This window comes from Pseudomonas sp. GW821-FHT09E12 (genome assembly GCF_059416085.1).
Map to the genome: position 1 here is coordinate 62,317 of NZ_JBWKOM010000002.1, position 21,848 is coordinate 84,164.

At 59.0% G+C, this 21,848-nt stretch carries 20 protein-coding genes; 7 read left to right on the forward strand and 13 right to left on the reverse strand.

What is annotated here, in order from left to right:
• Positions 1 to 42: 42 nt before the first annotated feature.
• The gene (locus AC07PQ_RS05355; protein ID WP_493185205.1) at positions 43 to 549 is read left to right on the forward strand and encodes a winged helix-turn-helix transcriptional regulator; all 507 of its coding nucleotides are present in this window, start codon (positions 43 to 45) and stop codon (positions 547 to 549) included.
• A 47-nt stretch (positions 550 to 596) separates the two neighbouring features.
• Here the strand turns inward: AC07PQ_RS05355 and AC07PQ_RS05360 are convergent, their stop codons facing one another.
• From AC07PQ_RS05360 to AC07PQ_RS05390, 7 genes are all read right to left on the reverse strand, one after another.
• A complete protein-coding gene (locus tag AC07PQ_RS05360; RefSeq protein ID WP_007932310.1) occupies positions 597 to 1,010 on the reverse strand; it encodes a VOC family protein in 414 nt (137 codons plus the stop codon).
• A gap of 216 nt (positions 1,011 to 1,226) precedes the next feature.
• On the reverse strand, positions 1,227 to 2,690 hold the full coding sequence (locus tag AC07PQ_RS05365) for a GDL motif peptide-associated radical SAM/SPASM maturase (RefSeq protein ID WP_007932309.1): 1,464 nt from the start codon (positions 2,688 to 2,690) through the stop codon (positions 1,227 to 1,229).
• 152 nt (positions 2,691 to 2,842) lie between these two features.
• A complete protein-coding gene (locus tag AC07PQ_RS05370; RefSeq protein ID WP_493185204.1) occupies positions 2,843 to 3,424 on the reverse strand; it encodes a DUF1842 domain-containing protein in 582 nt (193 codons plus the stop codon).
• A 52-nt stretch (positions 3,425 to 3,476) separates the two neighbouring features.
• Positions 3,477 to 4,112, reverse strand: a complete 636-nt coding sequence (locus AC07PQ_RS05375; RefSeq protein WP_007932307.1) for a DUF1842 domain-containing protein — start codon at positions 4,110 to 4,112, stop codon at positions 3,477 to 3,479.
• 35 nt (positions 4,113 to 4,147) lie between these two features.
• On the reverse strand, positions 4,148 to 4,336 hold the full coding sequence (locus AC07PQ_RS05380) for a DUF1843 domain-containing protein (RefSeq protein WP_007932306.1): 189 nt from the start codon (positions 4,334 to 4,336) through the stop codon (positions 4,148 to 4,150).
• Positions 4,337 to 4,786: 450 nt separating this feature from the next.
• Positions 4,787 to 5,383 carry a TetR/AcrR family transcriptional regulator gene (locus AC07PQ_RS05385; protein WP_493185203.1) on the reverse strand — a complete coding sequence of 199 codons (597 nt, stop codon included), beginning with the start codon at positions 5,381 to 5,383 and terminating at the stop codon, positions 4,787 to 4,789.
• Entirely contained in the window at positions 5,376 to 6,227 is an 852-nt protein-coding gene (locus AC07PQ_RS05390; protein WP_493185202.1) for a 3-hydroxybutyryl-CoA dehydrogenase, read from the reverse strand. The genes AC07PQ_RS05385 and AC07PQ_RS05390 overlap by 8 nt, the downstream gene beginning before the upstream one ends.
• Before the next feature lie 171 nt (positions 6,228 to 6,398).
• Here AC07PQ_RS05390 and AC07PQ_RS05395 point away from each other — a divergent pair, with 171 nt between their 5' ends.
• Positions 6,399 to 7,412 carry an AraC family transcriptional regulator gene (locus AC07PQ_RS05395; RefSeq protein WP_493185327.1) on the forward strand — a complete coding sequence of 338 codons (1,014 nt, stop codon included), beginning with the start codon at positions 6,399 to 6,401 and terminating at the stop codon, positions 7,410 to 7,412.
• 23 nt (positions 7,413 to 7,435) lie between these two features.
• Here the strand turns inward: AC07PQ_RS05395 and AC07PQ_RS05400 are convergent, their stop codons facing one another.
• Both AC07PQ_RS05400 and AC07PQ_RS05405 read right to left on the reverse strand, forming a co-directional pair.
• Entirely contained in the window at positions 7,436 to 8,059 is a 624-nt protein-coding gene (locus tag AC07PQ_RS05400) for an HAD family hydrolase (protein ID WP_493185201.1), read from the reverse strand.
• 92 nt (positions 8,060 to 8,151) lie between these two features.
• Entirely contained in the window at positions 8,152 to 8,799 is a 648-nt protein-coding gene (locus tag AC07PQ_RS05405) for a hypothetical protein (RefSeq protein ID WP_493185200.1), read from the reverse strand.
• 302 nt (positions 8,800 to 9,101) lie between these two features.
• Between AC07PQ_RS05405 and AC07PQ_RS05410 the strand changes: the two genes are divergently transcribed.
• A complete protein-coding gene (locus tag AC07PQ_RS05410) occupies positions 9,102 to 9,866 on the forward strand; it encodes a hypothetical protein (protein WP_493185326.1) in 765 nt (254 codons plus the stop codon).
• Between the two features lie 467 nt (positions 9,867 to 10,333).
• On the opposite strand, the gene AC07PQ_RS05415 is transcribed toward AC07PQ_RS05410, so the two are convergent.
• Both AC07PQ_RS05415 and AC07PQ_RS05420 read right to left on the reverse strand, forming a co-directional pair.
• Entirely contained in the window at positions 10,334 to 10,735 is a 402-nt protein-coding gene (locus AC07PQ_RS05415; protein ID WP_007923747.1) for a type II toxin-antitoxin system HicB family antitoxin, read from the reverse strand.
• 240 nt (positions 10,736 to 10,975) lie between these two features.
• Positions 10,976 to 11,257, reverse strand: a complete 282-nt coding sequence (locus AC07PQ_RS05420; protein ID WP_493185199.1) for a hypothetical protein — start codon at positions 11,255 to 11,257, stop codon at positions 10,976 to 10,978.
• Between the two features lie 563 nt (positions 11,258 to 11,820).
• On the opposite strand from AC07PQ_RS05420, the gene AC07PQ_RS05425 reads away from it, so the two are divergent.
• Together AC07PQ_RS05425 and AC07PQ_RS05430 are read left to right on the forward strand one after the other, a co-directional pair.
• A complete protein-coding gene (locus AC07PQ_RS05425; RefSeq protein WP_493185198.1) occupies positions 11,821 to 13,194 on the forward strand; it encodes a transposase in 1,374 nt (457 codons plus the stop codon).
• Positions 13,195 to 13,547: 353 nt separating this feature from the next.
• A complete protein-coding gene (locus AC07PQ_RS05430) occupies positions 13,548 to 16,067 on the forward strand; it encodes a DEAD/DEAH box helicase (RefSeq protein WP_490620733.1) in 2,520 nt (839 codons plus the stop codon).
• A gap of 344 nt (positions 16,068 to 16,411) precedes the next feature.
• On the opposite strand, the gene AC07PQ_RS05435 is transcribed toward AC07PQ_RS05430, so the two are convergent.
• Together AC07PQ_RS05435 and AC07PQ_RS05440 are read right to left on the reverse strand one after the other, a co-directional pair.
• Positions 16,412 to 17,512 carry a hypothetical protein gene (locus AC07PQ_RS05435; protein WP_493185197.1) on the reverse strand — a complete coding sequence of 367 codons (1,101 nt, stop codon included), beginning with the start codon at positions 17,510 to 17,512 and terminating at the stop codon, positions 16,412 to 16,414.
• A gap of 375 nt (positions 17,513 to 17,887) precedes the next feature.
• Positions 17,888 to 18,436, reverse strand: a complete 549-nt coding sequence (locus tag AC07PQ_RS05440) for a YniB family protein (RefSeq protein WP_493185196.1) — start codon at positions 18,434 to 18,436, stop codon at positions 17,888 to 17,890.
• A 362-nt stretch (positions 18,437 to 18,798) separates the two neighbouring features.
• Here AC07PQ_RS05440 and AC07PQ_RS05445 point away from each other — a divergent pair, with 362 nt between their 5' ends.
• A complete protein-coding gene (locus tag AC07PQ_RS05445; protein WP_493185195.1) occupies positions 18,799 to 20,922 on the forward strand; it encodes a TonB-dependent receptor in 2,124 nt (707 codons plus the stop codon).
• 184 nt (positions 20,923 to 21,106) lie between these two features.
• A complete protein-coding gene (locus AC07PQ_RS05450; RefSeq protein ID WP_493185194.1) occupies positions 21,107 to 21,760 on the forward strand; it encodes a peroxiredoxin in 654 nt (217 codons plus the stop codon).
• Positions 21,761 to 21,848 lie beyond the last annotated feature (88 nt).

A 21,848-nucleotide genomic window follows, 5' to 3' on the forward strand; every position in this document is an offset into this window, starting at 1 on the left:
CCAGGACCACAAATACGCAACTGCGAAATCCGAGGAACCGCCATGCAACGCAAGACCCTCCTTCACGACGAATGCCCGATTGCCCGCAGTCTGGAACGGGTGGGCGAGTGGTGGAGCATCCTGATCATGCGCGACGCCCTGCATGGCCTGCGGCGTTTCGAGGAGTTTTCCCGCAGCCTGCAGATCGCCCCCAACATGCTCACCCGGCGTTTGAATTCGCTGGTCGAGGACGGCTTGCTGGAGCGTCAGGCCTACAGTCAGCGGCCGTTGCGCTACCAATATGTGCCGACGGCCCGGGGCGAGGATTTTCGTGTGGTGCTGATGGCGTTCGTCGCCTGGGGCAATCGCCATTACGCGCCGGAAGGGGAAAGCGTGCAGATCGTCGAGCGCGCCACCGGCCGGCCGGTGCGGCCGATGATGGCCGACCTGGCCGATGGCCGCCCGGTGCCGCTGGAGGCGTGCACGGTCCAGGCCGGGCCGATGGCCAGCGAAGGCATACGTCAGCGCCTGGGAGCGCTGCAGGCGATGGAGGCCGAGGGCGAGGCCTGAGAGGCCGCGAATCGCCGCGGCCCCCTTGGCTTAACGACAGGCGCTTGTCACTGGTCCTTTTCGCAGTTGACCATCCACGAGGCGCCGAAGCGGTCGACCAGCATGCCGAAGCGCGCCGCCCAGAAGGTGGCCTCCAGCGGCATCTGCACAGTGCCCTGGTCCGCCAGCGCGGCGAACACCCGCTCGGCCTCGGCGATGCTGTCGACATTCAGCGATATCGAGCAGCCGTGGATACCCGAATATGGCCGGTCGGGCGTGCTGTCCGAACCCATGATGGCTTGGTCGCCCACTAGTAGGCGGGTGTGGATGACCAGGTCGTGACACTCGGCGGGAACATGGTCGCGAGCGGGGCTTTCGCCGAAGGTCATCATCACTTCGAGGGTGCCTTGCAGGCACTGGGCGTAGAACTTGAAGGCGGCGGCGCAATCGCCGTTGAAGATCAGGTAGGGATTGATTTTCATGCTGGGACTCCCGGATGGCAGGGGCCGCGGGCGCGCCGGGTGAGCCGGCCCGCTGGCAAAAGCTGATGGGGTGAGGCCTTCACTAGCAAAGCCTAAACCTGTGTGGCAGTGGGCTTGTTTTTAGACGGATTTCTCATGGGCCCGTGGCGGGTTATCACCCTTGGGGCACCCCCTGTCAGGCCCGCCGCCCGGTTGGCGGCGGGCCTAGGCTGGTGGCTACACCAGCCGGGTCTGGGGCATGCCCAGCAGGCCGGTCAGGCGGTCCATGATCGCCTGTTGCCGGGCGCGGTCGGCCAGGTAGTCGGCCTCGGCGCTGGCTACATCGGCCGAGCAGTGCGGGCAGGTGGTTTCGTGGGCATGGATGTACTGCCAGCAGCCGCGGCACAGCGCCAGCTGGGTGGGCAGGCGTCCTTCCTCGGGGGATTTCTGCCCCTGGTTGATCCACGCCAGCTTGATCACCTGGCCGCTGTCGCTGACGCTGCTGACCGTCTCGCCGGTGTCGATGCGTTCGGTGATCAGGTCGAAGCGACCGACCGCGAACGACGCCTGGGCGGCGTCCTCGAGTTTGACGATGCGTTCGCGCAGGCCCTTTTTCTGCAGGTCCAGGGCGCGGTAGTGGCAGTACGGATTGTTGCCGGGCTTGCCCAGCAGCGAGTGCGAGGTCCAGGTGCAGCCGCCGCGGCACACGTCGTTGTAGTAGCAGGTGCGGCAATAACCCCAGAGGTCGTCGACCGAGCGCAGGCGGCCAAAATGCATGCCCTCGCTGTAGTGCCAGATGTCGTGCAGGTTCATGTCGCGCACATTGCCGCCGGAAAACCCCACCGTCGCCAGCGAAGGGCAGCCCTTGACCGTGCCGTCGGCTTCCAGGGCCAGCACCGTTTGCCCGGCGGCGCAGCCGCTCCAGTGCACGCGCTCGTCGCCGAAGCCGCGCCACATATGTTCGTAAGGGCCGTAGTAACCGATGTTGTTGCCCACGTTCATCAGCAGGCCGCGTTCCTGGCCTTCGCGGTAGAGACGCGCGAGCAGCGGCATCACTTCCAGCAGTTGATAGGGTTGCAGCAGCAGTTCCGGGTGGTCCACCGCATTGCCCATGGCCACCGTCAGCTGGATCTGCCAATGGGTGGCGCCCAGTTCGATGATCTGGTTCATCAGCTCCGGCAAGTCGGGCAGGGTGGCTGCGCCGATCTGCGTGTTGACGCTGACCGCGAGCCCGGCCTGCTTGGCCCGGCGCAGGGTGTCCACGGCCTTGTCGAAGGAGCCCGGGACATTGCGCACGGCGTCATGCAGGGGCGCCAGACCGTCCAGCGAAACCCCCACGCCGTTGAGCCCGGCCTCCACTGCGGCCTGCATTTTCGCCGGGGTCAGGTTGCGCCCGCCGGTCTGGATCGCGCAGTAGATGCCGTGGTCGTGGATGGCCTGGATCAGGCGGGTCCAGTCCTTGCGCAAATAGGCTTCGCCGCCGATCAGGGTGACTTCCCGCGTGCCGAGGGCGGCGAGGGCGTCGATCACGTCGAGGCATTCCTGGGTGTTCAATTCATTGGGGCGTCGGTGGCCGGCGCGCGAGCCGCAATGCAGGCATTTGAGGTCGCAGGCGAGGGTGATTTCCCAGACCACATGCACCGGTACGTAACGCTTGAGGTCGGTTTCGCTGAGGTAGCGGGCGGGGCGATTGGCTGACATGGACAGTCCTTTGCGCGCACACAGGCGCGCGGCACGAACCTGGCGGATGTCCGCGCCGTCCCTGGCGATGCCGGCCCGGGCGGACAAAGGGTTTGCCAGTGGGGAACCGGGCCTGGCCCCGGGGAAGGAAGGCCAGGCCCGGACGCCACCTTTCAGCGAGCTTCGAGGCGGGTGATCTCGGCGTTCAACTGCTGCAAGGCGCTACGCAGCGCATCGCCGTTGGCCAGCTGCTGTTCGCCCTGGCGGACCACTGCCTTGAGTTGCGCCAGGTCACCGCTGGCCTGGGCATGCTGTACCGCGACGGCATACAGCGGGATGGGGTGATGCGGCACGGGTTCCGGGTGCGGGATCGACGCCTGGCTGACGGTGCCGTGCTGCACGTCCTGCCAACTGCCCTGGTAGTAGTACCGGTAGCTGGCGGAACCGCTGGCCCAGTCGAGCCCGAGAATGCCCTGCAGGTGGAAGGTCTCGGCGATCTGGCTGGTCGGACCGCTGGGGTTGCCGTCGAGCTTTAGAATGATGTGGCCTTCGGTCGAGGGGTCCAGGTGGAGCTGGGAATACTCACCCCACACGTCGGCGAAGAAGTTCACCGGCGGGTAAGTGCTCTTGAACACGCGGGCCACGCCGCTGACTTTTTTCTGCGGGGTGTTGACCAGAAGGTCGAGGGTCAGAACCGGGGCCCCCAGCAGCGCCGTGGTGACGTGGAGGCGGGTGTGGAACAGTCCAGTTTGCATGGTGCAACTCCTTGTTCGTATTCAGGGAAGTCGGGTCAGGGGCGAGCGGCGGTCAGCGGCGCTCGAGCTTGCCGATTTCGTCCTTGGCTGCATCCAGCGCGTTGCGCAGTTGTGGCAACTGCTCCAGTTGCTCCTGGGCCTGGCTGGCCAGGGTTTTCATCTGGGCCAGGTCGCCGCTGGCAATGGCACCATGGATTGGCGCGGCATACAGCGGATGGATTGGTGGATACGCCTGCAGGGCCGGAGCGGTTTCCTGGTGCGTTTGCAGGGTGTAGGAGGGCACCGGCCCGACCAGATGGGCCGGAACGTTTTCGACCGATACCCATTGATGGCCGTTGTAGTACTGGTAGTTGGCGACGCCGCTTTGCCAGTCTTCGCCCACCACCAACTGGATCTTGAAGGTGACGACCGAGTTGGAGCCCGGTCCGCCCTGATTGCCCTGGGCGGTCACCAGGATCTTGCTCGTGCTGGGCGGCATGACGGTCAGGTAGGTGTATTGCCCCCACACATCGGACGGCAATTCCAGGGGAGGATTGACGGCCTGGGTGATGAGCGAGGTGCCGCGCACAGTCTGGTCGGGGGTGTAGACCAACAGGTTGAGAGCAAGGCTTGGCGCGCCCGGGATCGGATTGCCGATCCGGTAGCTGAGGGGAAACAGGCCAACAGGGGACGTAGTGGAACCGGACATGATTGCCTCCATTGCATTAGAAAATGGAAACGGCGTTAGCGCCGTTCCAGACGGGCGACTTCCTGTGCCAACTGCTCGTAAGCGCTGCTCAGATCCTTGGATTCTTTCTGGGATGTATCGCGTTGTTTGAGCAGGGACTTCATCTGCGGCAGGTTGCCGAGGGAGATTGCTTCTTGAATTGCCACGCCATAAGGCGTGACGGGGTGGAGCGAGGATGAACTCATGGCGTTGCCTTCCGTGGGAGGTTGTAGAGACTGCGCTATCCGGCAGCTTTTGCAGTTAAGCAGGCCGGGCACGGGGCAAACGCGAGGGTGAACAAATAACTTTGAATAGCCGTTATCGGGAAAAAATATATCCAGGCAGGACAAGGAACTGGCGCGGCCCTATAGCGCGTTTGGCAATCAGCGACCCACCGCTTACAAGGAATGAATACAAGCAGGCGCCGCCACTTACATGCCCAGCCATCCGCTCACCTGTAGCCGCTGCCGCAGGCTGCGATCGAGCCGCAGGCTCGCGGCGAACTCACGGACGCCGAAGCCCCTGCGGGCCTTATCGCAGCCTGCGGCAGCGGCTACAGGGGCGGTTGTTGTCTGTGGGAATGCGGTCGGCAGCCGATGGTCGCAGGGGCGGTGATTTGGCGGTGGGGTGGGCGGCGATTGCCGTTGCGCCGCGGTTCAGGCCACGGCGCTCTGCGGCGCGCTGTTCAACAGCCGTTCCAGGGCGCCGCTGAGCAGGTGTTCCAGCAGGGTTTCACGCTCGTGCTCGGTCAGTGGCTGCTCGTCCAGCCAGCCGGGCGCGCTGTTGAGCAGGCTGGCGATGGCATGCCCGGTGGCCAGCAGCGCCGCGTCGCCGAGCCGCGGCAGCGGGCCGAGGAGCATCAGCAGGCGGCGTTCATATTGCTCGCGCAGCTGGCGCACGCGCTGCTGCTGGTCCTGGTTCAGGCAGCCGCTGTCGCGCTCCACCAGGCGGAAATGCCGGGGCAGTTCCCGGTGCAGTTTCAGGTGGGCGCGGATCAGGGTGCGCAGGCGATCATCGGGCGCCTTGCGCCGCCGTTCGATGCGCCCCAGGGTGCCGAGCAGTTCGTCGTAGAACTCTTCGATCAGGTCCAGCAGCAGGTGCTGTTTGCTCGGGTAATGGTGATACAGCGAGCCCGGGGTCAGCCCCAGATGGCTCGCCAGCTCGCGCATGCCGACCTGGCCGAACCCTTTGCTGGCGAACAGCTCCAGAGCCTTGTCGCGGCTTTCGGCAAAACGCGAGCAACGCTCAGTCATAGCGGTGGAAGCCGCGTTCGGTCTTGCGCCCCAGGTAACCGGCGGCGACCATTTCCTTGAGCAGCGGCGCGGGCCGGTATTTGCTGTCGTTGAAGCCATCGTAGAGGGCCTCAAGGATCGCCAGCAGGGTGTCCAGGCCGATCAGGTCGGCCAGGGCCAGCGGGCCGATCGGCTGGTTGCAGCCCAGGCGCATGCCGGCGTCGATGTCCTCGGCGCTGGCCAGGCCTTCCTGCAATACCAGGATCGCCTCGTTGATCATCGGCACCAGGATCCGGTTGACCACGAAGCCCGGGCGGTTGCCGGCGGTGATCGCGACCTTGCCCAGGCGGGTGGCCATGTCCAGGGCCAGGGTGTGGGTCGCGTCGCTGGTCTGCAGGCCGCGGATCACTTCGATCAGGCCCATCACCGGCACCGGGTTGAAGAAGTGCAGGCCGATAAAGCGCTCGGGCGCGCTGACGCTGGCGGCGAGCTGGGTGATCGACAGCGACGAGGTGTTGGAGGCAATGACACAGGTGCTGGCAACCTGGGCGGCGATCTGTTGCAGCACCCGCCGTTTCAGCTCGAGGTTTTCCGTGGCCGCTTCGATCACCAGTTGTGCGTCGACCAGGCTGGCATAGTCGGTGCTGGTGCGGATGCGCCCCAGGGTCGCCTGTTTCTGCGCTTCGTCCAGGCTGCCCTTGGCAATCTGCCGGTCGAGGTTCTTGGCCACGGTGGCCAGGGCCTTTTGCAGGGCGCTGTCGCTGATGTCCAGCAAGGTCACTTCGAACCCGGCCTGGGCACAGACCTGGGCGATACCGTTACCCATGGTGCCGGCGCCGATCACACCGATATTCTGCAGATTCATCTTGGCTTCTCTTTCTTCGTCCGGACGTGTCGCAGCGCAGCGCGAGCGCGTCTTGCAATGCAACCTTCGAGGCGCGAGTCTAGTGCTCGCGCCGACCCCGGCCTATGCCAAAAGCGCTCAGCCGCGCTGGCGTTTTTTGCCATGTCCACAGCCACAGAGAGCAGTCATTCCATGCGGGAAAAGGATTCGGTCGCGGTCTACTTCGTGCAGGTCATGGTCCACGCCTTGCGTGAGCGGCCCGAGCGCCTGGCCGCGGTGCTGGCCGAAGCGGGCATCGATCCGGCCTTGCTCGGCCAGCCCGAGGCGCGGGTGCCGGCCAGCGCGTTCGCGGCCCTGTGGCTGATCCAGATCCGCGAGCTGGGCGACGAGTTTTTCCAGCTCGATTCCCACGGCCTGCCGCCGGGGGCGTTCGCCCTGATCTGCCGCGGGCTGATCCAGGAGCCGACCCTGGAAAAGGCCCTGCGCCAATGCCTGGCCAACTTCGGCCTGTTCCTGCGCGACTTCCGTGGCAGCCTCAGCGTGCGCGGCAAGCGCGCGGTGCTGAGCCTCGACAGCCAGCCTCGCGATGACGCCGCCGGGCGTTTTGGCGAAGAGACCTTCCTGGTGCTGATGATCAGCCTGCTGTGCTGGCTCGGCGGGCGGCGCATTGCCATCGACCGCGCCGACTTTCGTTATCCGCGCCTGTCCCTGAGCGACGATGCCTTGCTCTGGGGGCCGAACCTGACCTTCGGCGCCGAGCGCACCGAAATCGAATTCGCCAGCCGTTTCCTGCGCCTGCCGGTGGTCCAGGACCTGGCCTCGCTCAAGGTCTTTCTGCGCAGCGCGCCGCAGTGGCTGGTGATCCGTTTTCGCAACCAGCACGGCCTGGCGACCCAGGTCTATCAACGCCTGCGTCGCAGTCATTACAGCCAGTGGCCGACCCTGGAAGCCTTCGCCGGCGAGGTGCAGGTCAGCCCCAGCACCCTGCGTCGGCGCCTGGAACGCGAGGGCGTGTCGTACCAGGAGATCAAGGACGAAGTGCGCCGCGCCATGGCCGTCGAACTGCTGCGCCAGAGCCGCGCGAGCATCGGCGAAATCGCCGAGCGCACCGGTTTCCAGGAGCCCAGCGCCTTCCACCGCGCGTTCAAGAAATGGACCGGTGAAAGCCCCGGACGCTACCGCGCGCGCTACCAGCCTGCGACCTGACAGGCTGGCGCGCCTGCGTCAGTTCAAACTGCCAACCCCAAGACCTGCAACTGCCGCCGCGTCTCTGCCGCCGACCGGTGCTCAATCGCATTCCAGCCCAGGGCCTTGGCGGCGACGATATTCGGCGCGTGGTCGTCGATGAACACCAACTCCTGCGGCGCCACGTCTGGCAGGTGCACGCGAATGCGCTGCAGCGTGGTCTGGTAGATTTCGGCGTCAGGCTTGATCTGCCGCTCTTGCCCGGACACCACGATGTCGCGAAAACGCTGGAGGAACGGATAGTTGTCCCAGGCGTAGGGGAAGGTCTCCTGGGACCAGTTGGTCAGCCCGAACAGCGGCATCTGCGCCTGGTGCAGCTCTTCCAGCAAGGCCACGCCGTCATCCAGCTGGCCGCGGAGCATTTCCGGCCAGCGCCCGTAATAGGCCTCGATCAGCGGCGCATGCTCCGGGTGTTCGGCCAGCAGGCTGCGGGTCGCTTCGGCCAGTGGCCGCCCGGCGTCCTGCTGGGTATTCCAGGCCTGGGTGCAAATGGTCTCGAGGAACCATTGGCGGCGGGCATCGTCGGGGATCAGTTGGCGGTACAGATGGTGCGGGCTCCAGTCGAACAGCACGCCACCAAAATCGAAAACCACAGCACGAATTGTCATCAGCACGTCCTTTTGAGCGGTTGTGGGTCAGGGCGACATCCTGCGACGGTAGGCGATGCAATGCAATTTGCTGGCGGGACCAGCGCCGTCCCTCAATCGACAATCACCCGTTCGTTCGGGTCATCGCTCAGGCACACGCTCAACTGTTGCCCGGCCTTGTTGAACGCACAGGTGGGCAAGGGTTGCTTGATGAAATTCAGCGCCGGGAGGATGAACACACCGGTCAGGATCAGCGCGCCCACGATTCGGGGCAACAGTACATCCGCGCTGGTGGCGGCTGGCCGGGGTTTGAGGCGCCCGCGCCGATACCAGTGCAGCCCGCTGAGGACCAGGCCGCAGCCGATCGCCATCGCGTAGTCCAGCTCCCAGGATTGCGGGCTGAAGATCAGGTTGCCGTCGGCATCGTCCGGGTAATTGATCCGCCACCAGGCGCCCAGCAGCAGCGGCACCAGGCCGGCGACGATCCAGGCCAGGCGGGCGCCGGGCATGCGCGTGAGCAGGGCCAGGCCCAGGCCAAGGGCGCAGAGGAGCCAGATTCCGAGGTACAGCTGAAAGCCCATGGCCCCACCAAATAGCGTGCCGCTGACGTCCCGCGGGACGATCAGTTGCAGGTCGGTGATCACCATCACCGCCAGCGGGGCGGCCACGGCGATGCCGCTCAGGAGCGCGTTGATCCATGAGCACAGGGTGAACAGGCGACGGATAAGCAGGTTCGACAAAGAGGGGGCGGGCGCCAACACGTTTCTTCCTTGGGCAGTGTGCGGGGCGCGCAGTATGCAAGGCCGCCGCCGGTTTTGCATCAGTCGTCGAAGCCGTATCGGCGAGCCGCCATGGGCGGGGTGGCGCGCGTGGCCATTGGCGGGCTGGCGTCGGCGCCTTGATGGTGTTTTGGGGCGAGCCTGCACGCTGCCGGCCAGGGCTTCGGCGGGGTTGGCCTGCGATACACGGTTGGCCCGGCCACCGCACTTTTTGCGTTTTTGCGGTTCTATTCAGGGCCAGGCCGCGCCGACTCCCCGCGTGGCCAGAGTCCAGAATGGTGCCGATGGTTTATCCGCTTTCTCGTTATTCCTTGCGCGTGTTTTGCCTGCGCATGCCGCGCCAGCCACTGTGGCTGGCCGCTGTCTTGATGGTCTGCGCCAGTGGCTGCAGCCAGCAGCAGGGGCGCGACATGGTCCACCAGTTCAGCAATGGCAAACCCCAGGAGTTCTTCCAGACCAGCGTCGACCGCATGGCCACCCTGAGCATGCGCGATAACCTGCAAAGCCTGTACCTGCTGATGAACAAGCTCTACCTGCGCAACCCCAACCAGTGGCGCGAGTGGGGGTATACCGACGCTACCAGTGCCGCGCGGGATATCCGCCAGGCCATCGAGCAGCAGAAGGCCTTGCCGGCCCTGGGCAACCGTCGCGACCTGGCCGCGTTGAGTTATGCCCTGAGCCCGGAGTTTCGTGGCGATCGGGTCGGGGCCTTTATCTATGCGATCGGCAGCATGCTGGTGACCGCCCATGGCGGGCGCACCGAGTTTTTTATGACCGACACTATCGATCCGCAGTTTGTCAGTAACGCGGCGCGCAATATTGAAAAGGCTACTTGGATGCTCAGCCAGCGGCAGGGGGCCAATGGGGAGCTGTTGCTGTTTTCCAATGAGATTTCGGAGGAGGGCAGCAATCTGAGTTTTGCTGTGGAGTTTGGGAAGATTGTGGCGCGCCTCGACCTGCTGACCCAGATGCTCGACGAACGTTACCGGCGTATTGGCCTGAACTACGCGCAAAGTCTGCTGCTGATGAATTTTTTGCCGGTGCAGTAGGGCGCTGTCGTCCGTGATCTTCTTGGGTACATATCTGTTGCTGCATGGGCTTTTGTAGGAGCGAAGCTTGCTCGCGATAGCGGTAGTGGTTTCGCTGGTGATGTTGGACGGGGTGCATATCCGTTCCTGCGGTAACGGCTACTTATGGTTCCGCTCTTACAGCGGGTCACTTTGGAAAATCCGGAAGCCGGCCCAGTCCAAAGTAACCAAAACGCTTTGCCCCACCACTCGGTCCCTCGCTAAGGCTCGGCATGCCCGAACGAAGGCATTGATCCGTGGGCCGCCGCCACAGGCCATCCATGGCCTGGGGCAGCTAACCCGGCATCCCTGCCGGGTTACCCACGGCTCAATGCCTGCGTTCGGCCAGCGTGGTTAACGGGGCCTTCGGATCAAAAGCCAAAGCAAAAGCAAGACGGCGGCCTGCCGGCCGGCCTGGGGTTTTGGGCTGTATGTGGGCTTCGGGGTGTTTAACGCCCCAGCTTTTCCATCGCCGCATCCGCCAGGAAAGACGACCGGCTCTTGATGTTGTGCTCGCGCACAAAGCGGTCGATGCGTTGAATCACGTAGCCCGGCAGGGTCACATTGACCTTCTCGGTTTTGCCCAGGTAAGGCGTGATATCGATATCCAGCATGCCCCAGCCCATCCCTTCGAAGTCGGGGTTGGCGCGGTGTGTGCCGGTGGGCGAGGGCAGGGGAATGGCTTGTCCCTCACGGGCCAGTTCTTCGAGCATGACGTGGGCGATTTCGATGGCGGCGCTATACGCGGCCTCGAAGGTATCGCCGGCGGTGACCGCGCCAGGAATGTCGGGAATCTGGATGCCGGTAGCCGTGTGCTCGTCGCCCCACTCGATGCAGATGGGATATTGCACGGGGATCTCCTCATAAGGTGCGAAGGCTGAGTCGGCGGCTTGGGGTTGACGCTCCCTGTAGCCGCTGCCGAAGAATGAGGCTGCGATCGGGTTGGGCGGCATTCCGACGAAGCGCCCGCCAAACCTGACGACGCGGTGTAACAGGTAAAGCCGGGAGGCAGAATTAGCGTCTGCTGCGCAGCCGATCGCAGCCTCATTCTTCGGCAGCGGCTACAAACAGCCTCCCAGGCTCAATAGCGCTCAGGCCTCCTGCGCCGTGCGCCACTGAATCACTTCCAACACCGCACAACCTTCCCGGGTCAGCAAATGCACCCCTCGGGTCACCCGCGCCAGGTCGCAGTCGGAAATGTCTTTCAGGTTAAGCGTGGACAGGCTGTCCATCAGGTCGCGCACCACGGTGAAACGATGGGCTGCGCTAGCCGCCAGGTCGCTCAAGGGGGCGTCGGTATCGAGGTAGAAAACAGGAGAGTCAGCGTCGTGGGTATCGACGGGGGTGAAGCGCGAGAGTGGCTGGTCAATCATAGGTACAGCTCCTGTACAGGGAGCAATCACCTGTGTTGCCGACGACGAAGAAAATGACCGCTGTATGCGTATGTGATGACCGGAGATTCACCGCGCACAGCCGTCATAACATCCTGTCGCGGGCACCCGATAGGCGACTGCAAAGGTGTTGTGGACGCTGAAGCGTTCCTATGCTCGACCGGCCAAGGTCGTTCGCGGATTTTGCCGCGAGCGCGAACTATAGGGGCCGCGCTTGAGCGGCGCAACCGTGCATTGGAGGGGATGTTTGAGTGGTTGTGTCGGAGAGTTGGCAGCGACAGTGATGGGTGAGTAATTGCCCTGACTTGGCACACTCATTTGCGTCGGACTACCTCCAGTCGAGGCTTTCTACTACGAATGAGGTTTATAACTCAGCAGCTTAGAAACTGAATCAAACTTGGTTGTACGGGTATATATGAGAGGCCGTTTTTGGCCGAAAGAACTGTTCATGAGGGGGCGGCTTACGGCCGATTCTGGTGAAAAAGTAGCTCCCCTGTCTGGCCTGCGGCAAAATCTCTGCATTGGCCAGCAGGGAAGCACACAGCATGATGGGACAGTTATCGAGTGGGCAGGATCGACTGTTTTACTCGTTCAACCTTGAAGATCACATCCCAGCCAATCACCTACTGCGCAGCATTGATCAGTGTCTCGATCTGAACGACCTGCGCCATTACCTCGCCGATTTTTATAGCCCGATCGGGCGTCCGTCGATTGATCCTGAACTGATGATCCGCATGCTGATCGTGGGCTATTGCTACGGCATTCGCTCCGAACGGCGGTTGTGCGAAGAGGCCCATTTGAACCTGGCGTATCGCTGGTTCTGCCGGTTGAGCCTTGAGGATGAAGTCCCCAATCACTCAACCTTTTCCAAGAGTCGACATGGCCGTTTTCGGGACAGTGATCTGTTTCGCTGGTTGTTCAATGAAGTGCTGCGTCGCTGCATGGATGCAGGTTTGGTCAAGGGTGAAGGCTTTGCCGTGGATGCCAGCATCATCAAAGCGGATGCGAGTCGACAGCGCGGCGTACCGGGTGATGAGCCGGTCGACTGGAGCGATCCGGCCCTGAGCAGCCGCGCCGTGCGTGAGTACCTTGAAGGCCTCGATGAAGAGGCTTTGGCCGAAACGCTACCCAAGCGCCTATCGCTGACGGATCCTCAAGCCCGCTGGACCGCAGCTCCAGGTGGTCCGGCGTTCTACGCCTATTCCACAAACTATCTGATCGATACCGAGCACGGCGTCATCGTGGATGTGGAACCCACACCGGCTCATCGGACAGCCGAGGTCGAGAGCACCAAGACGATGATCGATCGTGTCGAAACGCAGTTCGACATCAAGCCACAGCGCCTCATTGGCGACACCGCTTACGGCACAGCGCCGATGCTGGCCTGGATGGTGGAGGAAAAAGACATCGAACCGCATGTGCCGGTGTGGGACAAAACCGAGCGCAAGAACGACAGCTTTTCGAGTAACGATTTCCACTGGAATGAAGAGGCTGAGGAATACCGCTGCCCAGCCGGCAACGTATTGCGCAGCGAATGGCGAGCTTTCAAGAACGAGCGTTCGCACGTCACCAAAGCCAACACCATCATCTTCCGATCCAGGCAAACGGACTGCGTAGCGTGTCCGATGAAAGCCAAGTGCTGCCCGAACACTGCGTTCCGCAAGATTGCTCGCAGCGTCCATGAAGCCGCTCGTGATGTGGCTCGGCGTATTGCAGCGACGCCGGCGTATCAGCGCTCTCGCTACGAACGTAAAAAGGTCGAAATGCTGTTTGCCCACCTCAAGCGCATCCTGAAACTGGATCGCTTGCGACTACGTGGCATGAGTGGTGCGACCGATGAGTTCACGCTGGCCGCCGCGGTGCAGAACCTGCGACGGCTGGCCAGATTTACCTCTCAAGGGCCTCCGGTCACGGGATAGGTGCGTCTGCACAAAGCAAAAACCCTCAAACCAACCCAATAACCGAGCTGCAAAGCTCAACGAAGGGCCAGAAAACTACTCAATGTGGTGAGTAGGTTCTCCGGTGGAGATCGTGCGTGAGTTCAGCCGATCTGCAAATCAGACTTTTTCAACAGAGTCGGCCAGAAGCAGACGGTCGTGACTGCGAAAAACTACCAGACAAGGCCGCTTAGTAGGGAGTGAGGATCCGACTAAGTAGTTTTTTTCGGAAAATCCGCAGTATTCTGCACCATACTCAAGGTTGGGCGTGGACTCTGGCTGCATAAATAACCTAGACGTACTTTTAAAGATTCAACTATTACAAGGAGTAGTAAATGGTCGATTTCAAGAAAAAGCTAAAAAACAAAAGTGTCGAAAAGAAGATAGATCCAACTGAAATATACGATTCACTGGATCGAAGAAGCGAAGCAGGACCGCTGCGCCCCTCTCAAGAAACATTATTAAAAGAATGGCATAGCTCTCGAAGAGATTTGAAGGATAGTGTTGTAAAACTCCATACAGGTGAAGGCAAAACTCTGATTGGACTTTTGATGCTTCAATCGAAGCTAAATGAATCCGGAAAGCCATGTGTTTTTTTGTGCCCCAACATTTACCTAGCAAGGCAAGTAACATCTGAAGCCAAAAAATTCGGGATACCCTTCTGCGAAATTGGTAAAGATCGTGAGCTTCCCGACGAGTTTATCGCGGGAAAAACGCTTTTAATCACACATATTCAAAAGCTTTTCAATGGAAGAACAAAGTTCGGACTAAATAACAAGTCTGTGGAAGTTGGCTCCATCGTTTTAGATGACTCACATGCTTGCATTGACTCGATCAAAAGCGCGCTCACTATCAAGATAGATCGAAAGCATCCTCTTTATGAAAAATTCATAAGGCTTTTCGAACAAGACTTAAGAGAGCAGGGGGAGGGCAGCTTCCTTGAAATTGAGAGTGGCAGTTACAGCACTATGCTGCCAATTCCTTACTGGTCATGGGTAGACCGAAAAGACGAAATGATCCAGCTTCTACTAAGCCATAAAGACGATAAAGAAATTGTCTTTGTATGGGAGCTAATAAAAAATAATTTAGAGAACTGTCAAGCTTTCATAGCTGGAACCTACCTCGAAATATCGCCTATATTAATTCCCATAAATGCATTTGGCTCGTTCGCTCGAGCAGAGCACCGAATTTTAATGTCAGCTACTACGCAAGATGACTCCTTTTCGATTAAGGGACTAGGCTTTGACATTGAGGCAATTAAAACCCCTCTCACCAACAACGTACTAAAATGGTCGGGTGAGAAGATGATCTTAATTCCTACCTTAATAGACGCATCCTTAGACAGGGAAAATATTGTTGACTGGCTTGCAAAGCCGGATAAAGATCGCAGTTTCGGCATCGTATTTTTAACCCCTGACTTCTCAAATAAAACTCAGTACCAACGTTTGGGCGCGACGGTTGCTGAAACCGAAACAATTTTTGAGCATGTTCAGCAGTTGAAAACTGGAAAAACGAGTTCGTCCATGGTTTTTGCGAATAGATATGATGGTATAGACCTGCCCGATGACGCTTGCCGCATTCTTATCCTCGACTCAAAACCCTACTTCGACTCTCTTCTCGACCGTTACGAAGAGGACTGTCGTACTGGTAGCGATATTATGAATGTAAAGATCGCGCAAAAAGTAGAACAAGGCTTGGGGCGCAGTGTAAGAGGTGAAAAAGATTACAGCGTAATCTTGATAGTTGGAGGCGATCTTACAAAATTTATCAAAAGCCAATCCACTCACAAATATTTCTCCCCGCAAACAAAAAAACAGATTGAAATTGGCCTGCAGATTGCAGAAGACGCAAAAGCAGAGCTCAAAACTAAGCCAAACGAGTATGAGGTCCTAATTGATCTCATGAAACAAGCCCTTAGTCGAGATGAGGGTTGGAAAGAATATTATGTCGAAGAAATGGATGAAATAGTTAAAGCCAACCAAAGCTCATCTTTGTATGACGTATTGAAAATGGAGTTCGATGCAGAATTAGCGTTTGCCTCAGGCAACGAAGCACGGGCGTGTGAAATCATTCAGAAACTATCAGATAAATTCCAGGAGGAACCTGCCGAAAAAGGGTGGTATATACAACAGTTAGCCAGATACACCTACAGGCTTAGCAAATCAGACGCTAATACCATTCAAGGTACTGCCTTCAGATTAAACACCCAGCTTTTGAAACCAAAAACCGGTGTCAATTACAAAAAAATATCATTTATTAATGAAAATCGAATTTCACGAATCCAGAATTGGCTGAAAACATTTAACACTCACGAAGAGCTCCAACTTTCTGCTAATGGGATACTCGACAACCTTGCTTTTGGTGTAGCCTCAGAAAAATTTGAGCTAGCTCTTAAAGAGCTTGGCCTGGGCTTGGGCTTCGAAAGTCAGAGGCCAGACAAAGAAATAAAAAAAGGCCCTGACAACCTTTGGTGTATTGGGGTTAATAAGTATATATTTCTAGAGTGCAAAAACGAGGTCGAATCGAATCGGGTGGAAATAAACAAAAACGAAGCTGGCCAAATGAATACGCACTGCGGTTGGTTTGAAGAAGTTTACGGCGAAGCAGAATGCACTAGAATTCTGGTGCACCCCACCAAAAAACTTTCGTATCACGGAAACTTTACTCATGACGTCTCGATCATGCGAAAACGCTCGCTTAACAAGCTAAAAGAAAACTTTCGAGCGTTCATTATGGAACTACAAAAATTTGATATCCATAGCATTTCAACGGAGCAAATTAATAAGCTGCTCAGCTTTCACAGCTTAGACCCAGTCAACCTAACTACAATGTATTCAGAGCCTCACAATAAATAAAAAACAACCGCCTTAGGTGTTGTGGAGGAATTCAAAATTCCTCCACATATCACCACTACAACAACGACCAGCATTTTGAACATTGCGTGACAACCCTTACAAAGGGATTCAATCCCTTCGTGTTTCTTATGGCCTCTCCAAGCCATTAACAACACATTTTTTCACATGCTATTTAAGTATGCCAAGGCCTATGGCAGCCCGAAGCCAGCCCTAACCCTCCCCCCTAAATCTTTAATGTTAAATAGACATTCTCGTGAGTAGGCTATAGGCAAAAAACACTCAGCGGGGAGTGTTAGCTTTTCTCCTAAAGACTGCTCTGGACAGAGCATAAATCTGTTAGCGCCTCACCACTCGCGCTCCATTGAGAGCAAATAAGAATACGGACTATCTATTATCGTACGACGCCTCTGATTTGTTAATAAGACCGCTGATGCTGTCAGCGAGATTCCCACTCCAGCGACCAAAGCGATAGAGTTTGGAATACCAGCAAGGATTGCTGCTGAGGTTGGGGCTGCTGTGAAGAATGAAACTTTTAACAAGCCACTAAGTCCCGCATCCCAACGTTGAGCCCGCAGTGACTCTCGGAGGCTATGCATCGCTGGCAATACGTTGGCGTGATACTGGTCTGAGACTGCTTGTCGCAGCGCCTCGATAGGTACTTCTTTAGGCAAGTCCGCAGTAAGACGTGAAATTTCTCGCCGGAATACAGCCAGCTCTTCCACGTGATACTTTTTGAACTTGAGAATTTTATCCACCGAGAGATGCTCAGGCAAAGACACTCCTTGCACCATAAGATCAATGAGCAAACTAGGGGCAACATCTGTTGGCAACGACCGCCTCTGTCCAAACGCGTCAAACTGGCGGCCAGCGCGTCGATCGCCAAGGGGGGCAAGCGGCTTTCCTTTACGCACAGCGATTGCCAAATTGTCTGCTGCGGAAGACTCGGTCACCAAGCCCAGGCCTAGCCGCTCAGCTAATTGAGAGGCTAGGAGCGTCATGTAGAAATTTGCGAAGCCAGGTGCGACGTGAAGCCAGCCGTCATCATTAAGCCCACGCTCAAGCTCTGAGCGGATCATGTATGGCAGCTTTTCCGGATGAATATGAGCAAGCTCGTGCAGCTCACGAGACATCTTCTCGGGATGAATTTTACGAGTCGGGTATTTATCTGTATCAAACATCACGCCGGCCGAGGCTGGGTCCGTAAGAAATTCGAGAACTTTTTCGGTAAGATCCTCCACCTCCTCCATATCCGATGAGACACGAACGGGATTGAGTACGCCTTCATCATAAAGGGCACGAGCAAAATCATTCGAGTAAGGTTCACGATGGGAAACGGGGACTATTGTTCGGATAGAGTCCCAGAACAACACTGCACTTCGTAGCCAACGCTCATTTTTTATGTCGATGTGTGGGTAGTAGAGCGCTGTTGAGAAGGCTATGGGCATCAGAGTTACTCCGTGACAATTTTTGATTGACCAGCCGCAGTGCAGCTATATCAGTGTGGCATGGAATTCCCTTCGGTATTTCCGTGGCCGATGTCAGGCCGATTTCTGCCGCTGTTGACCGACCAGTTCGGGTCGAAAGTAGATTAATTAGAACGACTTTTTTAGCTGGAAGCAGTCCCCCGCCAACGACTGCTTTTGGCCGGACTGCCGCTTAGGGCCGGCCGTTTGCTGCCGACTATGATCATTGCAGCATGGAGACTGTCAGAAATTTTGTGTTCGGGCATAACATGTCGCTAGAGGTGCATGTATGCCGACCAAAAAGAAGTCTGCCAGTGCAACAGCGAGGGAATTGCCCTCAATCCACCACTACCGGCCTCACAGAATGTGCAACATCCACAACACCCCAACGTAACCCACCCCAATCCCCACCGGCAGCACACAAAGCACCCGAACCTGCGAAAAGAACGAAGGCACAGCTTCCACCGGGGTCGACTCTTCCAGTTGCTGCAACGTCATGACCGCGACACCTTCCTCCGCTGGGGCATTGAGCCGCGCCTGGATCAGCGGTTCGACTGCTTCGACTTTGCGCATCAGGGTCCGGCCCCAGGTGAACAGGGCGGCGCCGATGAAGATCAGCAGGTAGATCACCAGGAATTTCCAGTGGGGCGGGTTGCTCAGGCGGATGAAGTCGGGGGTTGGGCTGTTGTCCCAGAACCAGTCCAGGGGGCGGGTGTTTTCGTAGACGGTGAACATGAAGTTCTTGATCGGGCGGTTGATGGTCGCCGCGGCGGTGGTGTAGCTGTCCAGGCGCCAGTGGAGCATTTTCAGGGTGGAAAACACGGTGGAGATCAAGGCGCCGGTAAACAGCAATGCGCCTGCGGCGATGGCCAGCCGGTATTTCAGTTGGGCCTGGGTGTAATTCATCTGTGCGTCCTGCGATGAAGAAAAGGGCCGCAATACTAATAGTTCGTTGCCCCTGGCCGATAGGGGCGGCGTTGGTTCAGGGGCCGCCTATGGGCCTCGAGGGTTTCAGCCGGCAGGGCTGCGACGAACACCACCGGCGCCTCGGCCTGAACCACGCGCAAAGCCTGCCACCAATGAGTTTCCTGCCTATGCAATAAGCGCCGTACCAGCACGAGCTGAAGCTGAACAGCGCCCCCGCCAAATCGAGACGCCCGCCCCAAACGCTGTCAATATTAAAAATTGTAATCGTTTGTATTTACTTACAAAAGATAATCGTTATCATTCGCGCGATCTTCAGATAATTCCTACAAAAAAAGGTATCCATGGTGGTCTCATCGCGCATTTACCCAGCCTCTCTGTCGTTGCTGGGTCTTCTGGTCGTTCCTGATCTACAGGCAGAAACGGAGTCTGCTCTAACCCTTCCGGCCACCGCTGTGAACAGTGAGTACAGCGAGCAGAGCTACATGCCGACCGAGAGCAGGAGTGCGTTGAAGATCGATGCGCCGCTGCGTGATATCCCGCAAACCGTCAACGTGATCCCCCAGAGCGTGATCAAGGATCAGGGCGCGCAGTCGATGGAGGACGTGCTGAAAAATGTCCCCGGGGTCGGCCTGTCCAATGGCGATGGTCAGCGCGATCAGGTCACCATCCGTGGCTTCAGTGCCATTGGCGATATGTACGTCGACGGCATACGCGACGACGCCCTGTATTTCCGCGACCTGTCCAATGTCGAGCGGGTGGAGGTGATCAAGGGGCCCGCGGCGGTGCTTTATGGTCGCGGCTCATCCGGTGGCCTGATCAACAGCATCAGCAAGAAGCCCAACTTTGCTCCCAAGCAGGAAGTGGGGGTCAGTTTCGACAGCGAGGGTAAGAAGCGCACGCAGTTCGATGCCGGCTGGGCTGACCAGCAGCACAACGACAAGGCTTTCCGTGTCACCGGGGCGCTGGAGAACAGCGACACCTTCCGCGATGACGGCTATATCGACCGCAAGGCCATCGCGCCGTCGGCCTACTTCAAGCTCTCGGACGATCTGGAGCTGAACCTGGGCGCGACCTATCTGTACGACAAGCGCCTGATAGACTTCGGTATCCCGGCGCGCGGCAATCGCCCGGTCGATGTGGACCGCGACAAGCGCTTCGGTTCCGCCGACCCGGATGACGATTACACCCGCAGCGAGGTGTTCTCGTTCACGGCCGGTATCGACTACCGCATCAACGACGATTTCAGCCTGAGCAACACCAGCCGCTACTACCACTACGACCTGGATCGCAACAACACGCTCGCCGACTCCAGCCCGACGCGCTTTGTCACCGCGCCCAATGGCGAACTGCTGGTGAAGCTCAACCGTGGCAATGTGCAGCGCAAGGAAGACGGCTGGTTCAACCAGACCGAACTCAAGCAACAGGCCGTGCTCGCCGGGATGAACCACAGCCTGCTCTATGGGGTGGAGCTGGGGCGCCAGGTGAAGGATCAGTCGGTGTTCAGCCAGTCCAACGTGGCGCAGGTGCCGGTGTATCGCGATGCCCTGGTCGATGTGCCGTTCCAGGCCAACCGGCAGACCGCCAAGGGCAGCAACACCCAGGACACCGCCGGGTTCTACGTGCAGGACCTGATCGAACTGACGCCACACTGGAAAGCCCTGGTGGGCGTGCGCTATGACGTGTTCGACCAGGAATACTCCGACGACCTGACCCACAGCAGCCTGTCCCGCACGGACACCACCTGGAGCCCGCGCGTCGGCCTGGTTTATCAGCCTGATCCCATCCAGTCCTATTACATCTCGGTCAGCCGTTCCTACCAGCCGTCCGCGGAAATGTTTGCCCTGAGCACCAGCAACCAGGACCTGGAGCCGGAAGAAACCACCAACTTCGAGATCGGCGGCAAGTGGGACCTGTTCGACAATCGCCTGGCCTTGACCGCGGCGCTGTTCCGCCTGGAACGCACCAATATGAAAACCACCGATCCGGCGAACCCGAGCAAGCTGGTGCTGGCGGGTGAGCAGCGTACCGATGGTCTGGAGCTGACCGCCAGCGGACAGTTGAGCGACAAATGGCAGGTCTATGCCGGCTACGCCTACCTGGATGCCGAGATCACCAAGTCCAACAGCCGTACCAACGGGGTCGCCAACGAAGGCCAGACCCCGACCCTGACCCCGCGCCACAGCGCCAATCTGTGGCTGGTGCGTTCCTTGACCCAGGAGTGGCGTGTCGGCATGGGAGCGAACTATGTCGATGACCGTTACACCGCCCTGGACAACCAGGTGGTCATGCCGGCCTACACCACGGTGGACGCGGCCTTGCTGTACAACCTGCCGAAATGGGACATGGCCCTGCGCCTGCGTAACGTCTTCGACAAAGACTATTACGCCTCGGCGCATGGCTCGGTGGACCTGATCACGCCGGGCGCGCCACGCACCCTGGAACTGAGCGCCAACTACCGGTTTTGAAGGCCTACCCTGAGACCAAAGCCCGGCAGTGCGACACTGCCGGGCTTTTTTGTCTGCGCTCGCCTTGCCTGATGTGTCTCCTATACTCATTCGCGCCGACAGGTTCAGCCGTACCCGAACGCCGCCGCAACAGCCGTCAGTTCCCTGACAACTACCCCTCCCAGTCACTGCAAGGAGACCAACCATGGCAATCCGCATTGGCGACGAAGCACCCGATTTCACTGCCGACACGACCGAAGGTCCGCTGCACTTCCACGAGTGGATCGGCGATAAGTGGGCAATCCTGTTCTCCCACCCCAAGGACTTCACCCCGGTGTGCACCACCGAGCTCGGTTATATGGCCAGGCTCAAGCCGGAGTTCGACAAACGCAATACCCGGATTGTCGGGCTCAGCATCGACCCGGTCAGCGACCATAAGGCCTGGGTCGGCGACATCCAGGAGACCCAGGGGCATGCCGTCAACTACCCGATGATCGGTGACGAAAACCTGGTGGTGGCCAAGCTCTACGACATGATCCACCCCAATGCCAGTGGTGGCGCGCGCACTGCCGTGGAGAACGCCACCGTGCGTTCGGTGTTCATCATCGGCCCGGACAAGAAGGTCAAGGCCATGCTGGTCTACCCGATGAGCGCCGGGCGCAATTTCGATGAAGTGCTGCGCCTGCTCGATGCCCTGCAACTGAATGCCAAGCACACCGTCGCCACCCCGGTGAACTGGCGCCCGGGCGAGGACGTGATCATTCCTACCTCGGTATCCGACGAGGACGCCCGGAAGAAATACCCGCAAGGCTTCAAGACGTTGAAGCCCTATCTGCGTACCGTGGAGCAACCGAAGTAACGACCCCCGACAAAGGCTTGCTCATGGAGCAGGCCTGCGGGAACGACGCTGCGCCGGACAGGGTTCACCCAGCAGGCCGCCGCGGCGT

Coding starts and splice junctions, on each gene's coding strand:
- AC07PQ_RS05355 (WP_493185205.1), top strand. CDS start 43: ATGCAACGCAAGACCCTCCTTCACGACGAATGCCCGATTGCCCGCAGT.
- AC07PQ_RS05360 (WP_007932310.1), bottom strand. CDS start 1,010: ATGAAAATCAATCCCTACCTGATCTTCAACGGCGATTGCGCCGCCGCC.
- AC07PQ_RS05365 (WP_007932309.1), bottom strand. CDS start 2,690: ATGTCAGCCAATCGCCCCGCCCGCTACCTCAGCGAAACCGACCTCAAG.
- AC07PQ_RS05370 (WP_493185204.1), bottom strand. CDS start 3,424: ATGCAAACTGGACTGTTCCACACCCGCCTCCACGTCACCACGGCGCTG.
- AC07PQ_RS05375 (WP_007932307.1), bottom strand. CDS start 4,112: ATGTCCGGTTCCACTACGTCCCCTGTTGGCCTGTTTCCCCTCAGCTAC.
- AC07PQ_RS05380 (WP_007932306.1), bottom strand. CDS start 4,336: ATGAGTTCATCCTCGCTCCACCCCGTCACGCCTTATGGCGTGGCAATT.
- AC07PQ_RS05385 (WP_493185203.1), bottom strand. CDS start 5,383: ATGACTGAGCGTTGCTCGCGTTTTGCCGAAAGCCGCGACAAGGCTCTG.
- AC07PQ_RS05390 (WP_493185202.1), bottom strand. CDS start 6,227: ATGAATCTGCAGAATATCGGTGTGATCGGCGCCGGCACCATGGGTAAC.
- AC07PQ_RS05395 (WP_493185327.1), top strand. CDS start 6,399: ATGCGGGAAAAGGATTCGGTCGCGGTCTACTTCGTGCAGGTCATGGTC.
- AC07PQ_RS05400 (WP_493185201.1), bottom strand. CDS start 8,059: ATGACAATTCGTGCTGTGGTTTTCGATTTTGGTGGCGTGCTGTTCGAC.
- AC07PQ_RS05410 (WP_493185326.1), top strand. CDS start 9,102: ATGGTTTATCCGCTTTCTCGTTATTCCTTGCGCGTGTTTTGCCTGCGC.
- AC07PQ_RS05420 (WP_493185199.1), bottom strand. CDS start 11,257: ATGATTGACCAGCCACTCTCGCGCTTCACCCCCGTCGATACCCACGAC.
- AC07PQ_RS05425 (WP_493185198.1), top strand. CDS start 11,821: ATGATGGGACAGTTATCGAGTGGGCAGGATCGACTGTTTTACTCGTTC.
- AC07PQ_RS05430 (WP_490620733.1), top strand. CDS start 13,548: ATGGTCGATTTCAAGAAAAAGCTAAAAAACAAAAGTGTCGAAAAGAAG.
- AC07PQ_RS05435 (WP_493185197.1), bottom strand. CDS start 17,512: ATGCCCATAGCCTTCTCAACAGCGCTCTACTACCCACACATCGACATA.
- AC07PQ_RS05440 (WP_493185196.1), bottom strand. CDS start 18,436: ATGAATTACACCCAGGCCCAACTGAAATACCGGCTGGCCATCGCCGCA.
- AC07PQ_RS05445 (WP_493185195.1), top strand. CDS start 18,799: ATGGTGGTCTCATCGCGCATTTACCCAGCCTCTCTGTCGTTGCTGGGT.
- AC07PQ_RS05450 (WP_493185194.1), top strand. CDS start 21,107: ATGGCAATCCGCATTGGCGACGAAGCACCCGATTTCACTGCCGACACG.